General features: G+C 72.0%; 8 protein-coding genes and 1 pseudogene. 3 read left to right on the top strand and 6 right to left on the bottom strand.

The window, feature by feature from the left end:
- Nucleotides 1-150: aggregation-promoting factor C-terminal-like domain-containing protein (locus tag ACWC9T_RS39305; protein ID WP_449825779.1), on the top strand; the 150-nt coding region annotated here is incomplete at its 5' end.
- A 342-nt stretch (nt 151-492) separates the two neighbouring features.
- Here the strand turns inward: ACWC9T_RS39305 and ACWC9T_RS39310 are convergent.
- Nucleotides 493-1,392 (bottom strand): COG4705 family protein, encoded by a 900-nt coding sequence (locus ACWC9T_RS39310; RefSeq protein ID WP_449825839.1) that lies wholly within the window; start codon nt 1,390-1,392, stop codon nt 493-495.
- A 323-nt stretch (nt 1,393-1,715) separates the two neighbouring features.
- On the opposite strand from ACWC9T_RS39310, the gene ACWC9T_RS39315 reads away from it, so the two are divergent.
- Entirely contained in the window at nt 1,716-2,018 is a 303-nt protein-coding gene (locus ACWC9T_RS39315; RefSeq protein WP_449825840.1) for a YciI family protein, read from the top strand.
- Between the two features lie 97 nt (nt 2,019-2,115).
- Here ACWC9T_RS39315 and ACWC9T_RS39320 read toward each other — a convergent pair whose 3' ends face one another.
- The 3 genes and pseudogenes from ACWC9T_RS39320 to ACWC9T_RS39330 all read right to left on the bottom strand — a co-directional run.
- Nucleotides 2,116-3,123 (bottom strand): PP2C family protein-serine/threonine phosphatase, encoded by a 1,008-nt coding sequence (locus tag ACWC9T_RS39320; protein ID WP_449825841.1) that lies wholly within the window; start codon nt 3,121-3,123, stop codon nt 2,116-2,118.
- A 229-nt stretch (nt 3,124-3,352) separates the two neighbouring features.
- Nucleotides 3,353-5,932: a SpoIIE family protein phosphatase gene (locus tag ACWC9T_RS39325; RefSeq protein WP_449825842.1), complete on the bottom strand. Its 2,580-nt coding sequence runs from the start codon at nt 5,930-5,932 to the stop codon at nt 3,353-3,355.
- A 205-nt stretch (nt 5,933-6,137) separates the two neighbouring features.
- Nucleotides 6,138-6,341 (bottom strand): annotated as a pseudogene (locus ACWC9T_RS39330) (NAD(P)/FAD-dependent oxidoreductase); the annotation flags it as partial.
- Here ACWC9T_RS39330 and ACWC9T_RS39335 point away from each other — a divergent pair.
- On the top strand, nt 6,329-6,571 hold the full coding sequence (locus ACWC9T_RS39335; protein WP_449825845.1) for a hypothetical protein: 243 nt from the start codon (nt 6,329-6,331) through the stop codon (nt 6,569-6,571). The pseudogene ACWC9T_RS39330 and the gene ACWC9T_RS39335 sit on opposite strands and share 13 nt — an antisense overlap.
- Nucleotides 6,572-6,822: 251 nt before the next feature.
- Here the strand turns inward: ACWC9T_RS39335 and gndA are convergent, their stop codons facing one another.
- Together gndA and ACWC9T_RS39345 are read right to left on the bottom strand one after the other, a co-directional pair.
- Nucleotides 6,823-8,268 (bottom strand): NADP-dependent phosphogluconate dehydrogenase, encoded by a 1,446-nt coding sequence (gene gndA, locus ACWC9T_RS39340; protein ID WP_449825843.1) that lies wholly within the window; start codon nt 8,266-8,268, stop codon nt 6,823-6,825.
- Between the two features lie 83 nt (nt 8,269-8,351).
- A complete protein-coding gene (locus ACWC9T_RS39345) occupies nt 8,352-8,615 on the bottom strand; it encodes a co-chaperone GroES (RefSeq protein ID WP_449825844.1) in 264 nt (87 codons plus the stop codon).
- Nucleotides 8,616-9,403: the final 788 nt, after the last annotated feature.

The raw sequence follows: 9,403 nt of genomic DNA on the forward strand, positions 1-9,403 counted from the left end.
GCGCTGCCGGCCTCCAAGATGGCCTCGGCCGGCGCGGACTGGAAGACCAACCCGCGCACCCAGATCAAGTGGACGCTGGACTACATGAACTCCCGCTACGGCAGCCCGAACGCCGCCTGGGCCTTCTGGCAGACCCACCACTGGTACTGAGCCGACCCCTCGGTTCCCCCCTTGCCCCAGGGGCCGGACAGGGGTCACCGGGGTGACCCACGAGGGCCTGTGTCCGCGCATTCGCGCGGACACAGGCCCTCGTGCCGTTTCCCGGCCGTCCGGACAGCACGGCACGGACAACGCGGCACGGGCGCGCGGCGCACGACCCGGGGCCGACCGTGACCGCCTCGGACGTCAGGTCCGAGCCCGGCACGACCGCCGTGCGCCGCGCGCCCGCCTCGGCAAGGTGCGGTCCGTCCAGCCCTGCCGGGCGCTCAACGACACCGGCACGGTACCGGAGTTCGCCCACTGGCCGGGCATCCGCTCCCTCGCCCCCCGGCGCTACAACACCCGGGTCGGAGTGGAAGGCACAACCAGGGCTCCGTTGGGGCGCTGAGGCTGTCCGGTGCGCCGGTCCACGGGGACCGGCAGCGGGGCCAGGGGGTGGCGGCGGATGTGCCAGGTCTGGTAGGCGATCAGGGCCAGGAGCAGGGCGCTCAGTGCTGCGGTGCCGCCCGCCGTGCCCCAGCCCAGGCCGCCCTGGGCCACAGGCTTGGTCAGCGCGTCGCCGCCGGCCGCGCCCAGGGGGCGAGTGAGGATGAACGCCAGCCAGAACAGCACCATCTGATTGATCGGCGTCAGGTAGTACGCGGCCACGATCAGCGCCATGATGCCCACGATGACCAAGAAGGCGTTACGAAAGCCCAGGCCGGTGTCGTCCGAGAGCCAGTCGCCGCTAGAGGTGCCCAGGGTGTTGGAGATCAGGATCGCGATCCAGTACAGGATCTCGCCGGTGCGGCTGGAGATGTTCTCCACGTCGTACGTCTGCCCGGTGCGCCACCACACGAGGAAGACCAGCGCCAGCAGGACGGCAAGGATCATGGCGCCGGAGGCGTAGCCGATGCCGTCGGGGGCGCTGCCGTGGCCGAATCCGCGGTTGAGGAAGTCGGATACCTCGGTGCCGACCATGCTCGTGCCCAGCACCACCGACCAGTACAGCGCCGGGTGGAACCGCTTCGCCCGCACTTGGGCCACGACGACGACCAGGAAGAACGCGAGGAAGAGGAACGCGGTGGTGACGTAGCCGAGCTGGAGGCTGATACCGAGCAGGTCTCCGGCGGACTCTCCGAGAGTCACGGCGACCGTCTTGAGCGTCCAGAACAGCACAGTCACCTGCGGGAGCTTGCGCAGCACCATGGTCATGCCGTCCAGCGGTGCGTGTGCGCGGGTGTTCGAGGCCATCCCTGTCGTCCGTCCGTCGGCCACCAGCATCGGGCGCGCCATTGTGCAGGCGCCGCCGGGTCCGCCGGGCCGTTGCCGGCCGGTGGTGGCCGATCGCCACCCGAAGGAGCTGCTCGGGAGGCCCGAATGGACTGTCGGCTCTTCGTCGACGGCGGCCTCAACAGGTCTGAACCCGATCGCCGGCCGCCGCCCGGATCCGGATGGGGTGGCGGTTCTCATTCGCCTCCCTCCGAGGGCCTGGGGGCGACACGGGGCCGGCGGCAGGCGATCGGCGCCGCTGCCTCTGCGCGACCGGTCTGTTACCCAGCGCTATGATGTTGATCATGTTCATTCTTGAGCTGACCTACATCGCGCCGCTTGAGCGCATCGAAGCGGCCCACCCCGAGCACGTTGCCTGGCTCGACTCGAACTACGAATCCGGCGTCTTCATCGCATCGGGCCCCAAGGACCCCCGCGATGGTGCGGTCATCGTGGCGGTCGGTGTCGACCGGGCGCAGATCGAGGACATCACCAAGAGCGACCCGTACTCGGTGGCGGGGCTGGCCGAGTACACCATCACGAACTTCCTCGCGATGAGGACGTCGCCAGCGCTGGAGGAGTACCGGCACCAACCGCCGCCCCGGTAGTCGCATGAACCGCCTTGGCAGTCGCCCGGCCCGTGCTCCTCGTGGTGGTAACCGGGGAGGGGTGCACGGGCTCGCTTCGATGGAGCCGGTGAACCGGTCACCGCTCCCGGCGGACGGCGAGCAGGGCCGCGTCGTCCGTCAGCCCGGAGCCGACGTACGCCCGCACGTCCAGGAGTAGCTCGTCCAGCAGGGCGTCCGGCTCCCCGTGCGGCAGGGCGGCCAGGCGTTGGGCGAGCGGGTAGAACCGGTTCGCCGCGTCCCGGGCCTCGGACACGCCATCCGTGTAGAGCAGCAGCAGGTCACCGCGATCGAAGGCGATCGGCCCGGCATGGTAGTTCCCGCCGACCAGGTCGAGCAGTGCCAGCGGGGGCGCCTCGACGGACGGCTCCACCGTGCTGACCTGACCGTCATGGCAAAGCAGCGGCGGTGGGTGCCCGCAGTTGACCACGACCGCCGGTCCCGGTGCGTCGGGGATGCTGACCAGAACCGCCGTGACGAACTCCTCACTCGCCGGACGACGGAGGAGCGCCGAGTCCAGCCGCCTGGCCACCTCCGCCAGATCCGGCTCGGCCCGCGCGGCCTCACGGAACACCCCCAGCACGTCGGCCGCGGTCTCCACCGCGGCCAAGCCCTTGCCGCACACGTCGCCGAGGAACAACCGCACCCCGTACGGGGTCGGCATCACCTCGTACAGATCCCCGCCGATCCGTGCCTCGGCCTCCGCCGCCACATAGCGCACCGCGACCACCAGTGGCCCCATCCGCCGCGGCACCAGGCGCAGCAGGGCACGCTGCGCGGCTTCGGCGACCGTGCGGACCCTGGCCAGCTCCCGTTCCTGGGCCGTCACCACCACGACGTTGGCGCAGCTGAAGAAGGTGACCACGACCACTGTGGCCGCCGCGGTCGCCATCACGACCGCGGGCACGTCGGCGTCGTAGGCCGCCAGGCCGACGACGAGAGCACCGGCGACCACCCCGGCCGCCAGCGGGGCCGTGGCCCGGCGGGTGCCCGCACCGGCCAGTACGGGGAGGGCGGCGAGCATCGGGGTGAACGTGACACCGGGCCCGCTGGCGAAATCCAGCGCCACCGCGATCGCGACCAGCACATAGCCACCGATCGTGACACGGTGCGACCACCGGGGCAGGAATTGCGGCGACCGCCACGCCCTCGTGTTCGAGACATCAGCCACCGGACTGCCCTTCTGCCCCGCTCGTCCCCACAGCCGCGTCATTCCCCCACTCCACAGTTAAGCGCCTCTCCCTTCCCGGATCGACCGGCAGCGCATCAACACCTCCGGCCCGCCCGATGCGGCCCGCGCCTCGGAGCTGGAGCCGTCAGCCCTCGGCGGGCAGGGCCTGCTCGGTCCAGATGGTCTTGCCGTTCTCGGTGTAGCGGGTGCCCCAGCGCTCGGTGAGCTGGGCGATGATGTACAGGCCGCGCCCGCCCTCGTCGTCCCGGGCGGCCTGGCGCAGGTGCGGCGAGGTGTGCCCGGTGTCGGAGACCTCGCAGATCAGGCTGCGGTCCCGGATCAGCCGGACCCGGACCGGCCCGGGGGCGTACCGGATCGCGTTGGTGACCAGCTCGCTGACGATCAGCTCGGTGGTGAACACGAGCTCCGCCAGGCCCCATTCGTCCAGCCGCCCGGTGACCATGCGACGCGCCTGGGCGACCGCCGCCGGGTCGGGCGCCAGCTCCCAGTCGGTGACCTGCCCGGCGTCGAGCCGGCGGGTGCGGACCAGCAGCAGGACGGCGTCGTCGTCCACCGGCCCGGGCAGCAGGGTCGCCAGGGCCTCGTCGCACAGGCTCTCCAGCGGCCGGCGGAGCCCGGCCAGCGTCTCGGCGAGCCCGCGCCGGCCGTCGACGGCCTCCACCAGGCCGTCCGTGTACAGGGCGATCAGGCTGTCGGCTGGCAGGTCCAGCTCGGCGCGCTGGAACGGCGGGCCGCCCAGCCCCAGCGGCCGCCCGGCTGGCAGCTCCGTGTAGCGGACGCCGCCCACCGGGTCGGCCACGACGGGCGGCGCGTGGCCTGCCCGGGCCAGGCTGCACCGGCCGTCGACCGGGTCGTACACCGCGTACAGGCAGGTCACGCCGCCGCGCGGGCCGCCCGGGCCGTCCTCCTCGCGCACCACGTCGTCCAGGTGGGCGAGCAACTCGTCCGGTTCCAGGTCCAGCCGGGCCAGCACCCGGACGCCGGCCCGCAGTCGGCCCATCGCGGCGGCGGCCCGCAGGCCGTGGCCGAGCACCTCGCCGACCACCAGGCCGACCCGGCTGCCGGACAGCGGGATGACGTCGTACCAGTCCCCGCCCACCCCGGAGCGGGTGTCGGCTGGCAGGTAGCGGCTGGCCGACTCGACCGCGCTCAGCGCCGGCAGCCGATGCGGCAGCAGGCTGCGTTGCAGCCGCAGCGCCGCAGTGTGCTCCCGGGTGACCACCGGCATCAGCACCACGCCGATCAGCAGCGCGCCCAGCCCCAGTACGGTCACCCCGCCGACCCGGCCGAGCAGCGGCAGCCGGACGGAGGTCGCGCCGTAGCCGGGGGCGGCGTAGACGTGGAAGGCGGCGTAGCAGAACAGGAACAGCATGATCAGCCCGCCGATCCCCGGCAGCACGCCCTTGAACAGCAGGTCCCGGCGGCTGCGGGTGAGCACCCGGCGGTAGTACCAGACGCAGGCGAAGCCGGTCAGGCCGTAGTAGAAGGCGATCGCCAGGCCCACCGAGCCGATGGAGTCGGCCAGCACGTTGTGGCTGACCGAGGTGAGCAGCACCAGGAAGGCGATCGACACCAGCCCCATGCCCACGGTCGACCAGGTCGGGGTCAGGAACCGGCGGTGCAGCCGGGCGAAGCCGGCCGGCACGGTCTTGTGCGCGGCCATCGAGAAGACGGTGCGGGCGCCCGGCAGGATGGTGGTCTGGGCGGAGGCGACCGCCGAGGTCAGCACCATCAGGATCAGCAGTTTGGTGAGCGCGTGGCCGAGCCCGGCGGTGCCGAACACCGCCCCGCCGAGGCCGGAGAGCACGTCTCCGGAGTTGTCCGGGTTGGCCAGCCCGACGCCCGTGGTGCCGACCCCGGCGAAGGCCTGCGCCGAGGTGGCGACCAGGCCGTAGATGACCAGCAGCAGCACGGTGGACAGCACGGCGGCCCGCCCGGGGGTGTGCCGGCTGTCCGCGGTCTCCTCGTTGACGGTGAGCGCGGTGTCCCACCCCCAGTAGATGAACACCGCGGCGAGCACCCCGGTGGTCAGCGCCTGGGCGGAGGGGACGTTCAGCGGATTGAACCAGGAGGCGGAGACGTGCATCGCGGTCGGCGGGCCGCCGGTGTAGACCTTGACCAGGGCGGTGACGGCGAGAAGCAGCAGGACCGCGACCTCCAGGCAGAGCAGCCAGCGCTGCATGGCCGCCGACACCTCGATGCCCACGTAGCAGACCGCCGTCATCAGGGCGATCCAGACCACCCCGGCCACGGTGGTCCACGTCCGGCTGGTCGCCAGCGACTCCAGCCCGACCAGCCGGAAGCCGTAGATGCCGGCGATCTCGGCCAGGTTCGCCATCACGATCACGTCGGCGACGATCAGGCCCCAGCCGCCCATCCAGCCGGCCCGTGGGCCGAACGCGCGGGTGGCCCAGGTGAAGGTCGTCCCGCAGTCGGCGTCGACGGCGTTCAGCTCCCGGTAGGCGTACGCGATCAGCAGCATCGGCACGAACGCCAGCATGGTGATGATGGGGGCCTGCAGCCCCACCCCGGCCACGATCACGCCGAGCGTCGCCGCCAGGCTGTACGCCGGCGCGGTCGAGGAGATCCCGATCGCCACCGACGAGAACAGCCCCAGGGCGCCCGACCTGAGCCCCTTCTCACCGGCGCCGGGCCCGGGTGCGAGCGGCGTGGCGGACTCGGCGGGGCGAGGGGAGCTCTTCACACCAGTTACCAACTCCGCGTCTCGCGGCGGCAAGCCTTGCGATCACCATTCTCCCCGCCCGCCGGAAGGGCCGCCAGACGGGCTCGCCCGCAGCGAACCGTTCCTTAGCACACGTCACCGGTCCGGTGAACGCTCCGAGCGACCGCGCGGTCAGACGCGCGGTCGCTCCGTCGGGGCCCAGGGCTCCGGGCGGGTGCTGTTCCTACGCCTGGATCCTGGTGTCGTCCTGGTCGGTCCAGAAGTAGGGCACGGGGGAGAACGGGGTGGCCTCGCCGAGCAGGTTGCCGGCTGCGGCGATGGCCTGTTCGGTGGCGTTCGTCCGGTGCTCGAGCCGCATGCGGGTGCCGAAGTGGGTGTTGTGCCAGGAGGCGGCGTCGCCGACGGTGTAGATGCCGGGTGCGGCCCGGCACCACGAACGCTCTTCGGGCCGGCGAGCCGCGCAGCGTGCTGCCGGCGGGTGCGGTGATCGGCGAAGGGGTGCTGACCGCCTGGCCGGAGTTGGCCGGCTTCTACGACCTGATCGTCTTCGTCGACACCCCGAGCGAGCTGTGTCTGCGCCGGGTGCATGCCCGTCCCGACCGGCGGCCACACCGCGAGGCATGGCTCACGCGCTGGCGCGCTGTCGGGGAGTACTACTGACCGCCACGGACATGCCGGCGCGTGCCGATCTCACCGTCCCCGGAGACTGACAGCGGTGCCGTGCACGCCGACCCCGGCACGAAGGATCCTCCATCGTCACAGCGCCCGCCCACCCCGCGCGTCCCCGTCCCGGACCTGCGCCCGCGGTGTGAAGCGACTCGAACGCAGGGGCGACCGGCCGGTGGAGGACGCTCTCCGGGCCTGCGTGAGATCGGTGGAATACCTTTTCCCGTAGAGCGGTTGAGGGTATATCAGCGCTGTTCCTCCGGGCGGCCCTCGACCTCCCAACGGGTATGGAAGGTCCCGTCCCGGTCGACCCGGCGGTAGGTGTGTGCGCCGAAGAAGTCCCGCTGTCCCTGCACCAGTGCGGCCGGAAGACGCTCCGCCCGCAGGCCGTCGTAGTAGGCGAGCGCGGTTGCGAAACCGGCGGCGGGCACCCCCAGTTGGGCCGCCACCGAGACAACCCGTCGCCAAGCCGACTGCGCGGAGCCGAGCGACTCCCGGAAGTGCGCGTCGGTCAGCAGCGTGGGACGCTCCCGATCCGCCTCGTACGCGGCCCGGATCCGGTCCAGGAACCGAGCCCTGATGATGCAACCGCCGCGCCAGATCGCGGCCATCTCACCGGGGTCGATCCGCCAGGAGTACTCCGCGCTGCCGGCCTGGATCTGGTTGAAGCCCTGGGCGTAGGCCACCATCTTGGAGGCGTACAGAGCCTGCTCGACGTCGTCCGCGAACCGGTCCGCCGCCGCGCTGTCGAGCCACGTCTCGGTGGGGCCGGGCAGCCCCCGTCCAGCCTGCCGGAGCGGCACGCTGCCGGACAGCGCCCGGGCGAAGACCGCCTCGGCGATCCCGCTCACGGGCACGCCGAGCTCCAGCGCGCTCTGGACCGTCCAGCGGCCGGTGCCCTTCTGCTCGGCCTGGTCCAGCGCGACGTCGACGAAGGGCTTCCCGGTCGCCGCATCGGTGTGGGCGAGGACCTCGGCGGTGATCTCGATCAGGTAGGACTCCAGGCGCCCGGCGTTCCAGGTCCGGAAGACCTCGGCGATTGCGTCGGGCTGCAGTCCCGCTCCGTGCCGCAGCAGGTCGTACGCCTCGGCGATGAGCTGCATGTCGGCGTACTCGATCCCGTTGTGGACCATCTTGACGAAGTGACCGGCGCCGTCCGGTCCGACATGGGTGCAGCAGGGCTTGCCGTCGACCTTGGCCGCGATGTCCTCCAGCAACGGCCCCAGGACCCGGTAGGCCTCCGGTGTCCCGCCGGGCATGATGCTCGGCCCCTCCAGCGCGCCCTGCTCACCACCGGAGATCCCGCTGCCCACGAAGTGCAGTCCGCGTTCCCGCAGGGCCGCCTCCCGCCTCCTGGTGTCGAGGAAGTGCGCGTTCCCGCCGTCCACCACCACGTCGCCCTCGTCGAGCAGCGGCACCAGCCCGTCGATGACCGCGTCGGTCGGCGCCCCGGCCTTGACCATGATCATGATCAGACGGGGGCGTTCCAGAGCCGCGACGAACTCCTCCGTGGTCCCGGCGGCCACGAACTCGCCCTCATGCCCGAACTCCTCCAGCAGCGCCGTGGTCCGCGCCTGCGTGCGGTTGTGCACAGCCACGCGGTATCCGTGGCGGGCGAAGTTCCTGGCCAGGTTGCGGCCCATCACGGCCAGTCCGGTGACGCCGATCCGGGCAGGTGACTGCTCGGGCATGGCGGGAATCTCCAAAGGTTTCGGGGGCCTGGGGCTGTCCGGATCGAAGACATCGGGTGCCGGGTACGCCCGTCGCCCTGTCCCTACTCCGCGGAGAGCGCGAGGACCTCGTCCTCGGGAAGCTCGACGTACTCCTGCCCCTCCACCTCGATCTCCGATCCGGAGAGCCTGTTGAAGAGGATCTTCTCGCCGACCTTGACATCCACCGGGTGCGGCTTGCCGCTCTCCAGCTGTCGGCCGGGCCCCACCGCCACCACCTCGCCCTTCCACCTCGCCGGGTCCTGCGGGGCCGAGCCCCCGATCGGCTTGACGATCAGGTGATCGTGCTTCGGGTGGAAGTCGGGCATGGCATGGTCCTCTCACGTAGGCACCTGCGGCACAGCCGAGGCCGTCCCCCACACATCGATTCTGCCGAGGTTCGAGGTTTCCGCACCCGGACGGAAGCGGGGCACGGGGGAACGAGACCCGTCACGAGCCGCGGGCCAGGACGAGCGGGTCCAGCGTGTCGCTGCCGATCCGCGCCCGCGTCACCGGTCACTCGGAGTCCACGCGGCGTGGCGGCCCCGTTGCCCGTCCGCCATCGCGGTCCCGTGCTCCCCGCCACCGGCCGCTGCCGGTGGCGGGGCGGTGGAGCCGCCGGACGAGGTGTACTCCGTTCGGGCAGCAGCACGGCTGACGCCCCTGACCGCCGCTGGCCACGGCCCGCACCTCCGGCCGCCTGGTCGTGGCGGCGGGCGGGCCTGCCGCGCCCTGGTCGCCACCCCGGTGCGGTCGCCGTTCCGGCGAGGCCTCGGCCCCGGCTCCGGCAGATGCTCAGTCCAGCGCGGGCACGCCGTTCTCCAGATGGACCGTCGCCCCGGCCTCCCGGGCCCGCATGCACGCCTCGACCCGGGCGGGGGAGCAGCGGGATCAGCTGCTCGCTGACCAGCGTGGGGCTGCTGCCGGAGGCGGAGCGGCTCGCCGCCCGCACAGCGGCACCGTCGGCTCGGCGATCCATACGGGCTCTGATCGCGCCGACAGCGTGTGCGGTTCACGCATCCGAGTGTGACGCGGGTCTCGGTCCAGGGAGGTCGCCGGCACCCAGAGCATCGGCGGCAGTTCGGTCAGTAGCCGACAAATCGGACAAACCATGACA

Source organism: Kitasatospora sp. NPDC001159 (genome assembly GCF_053598235.1).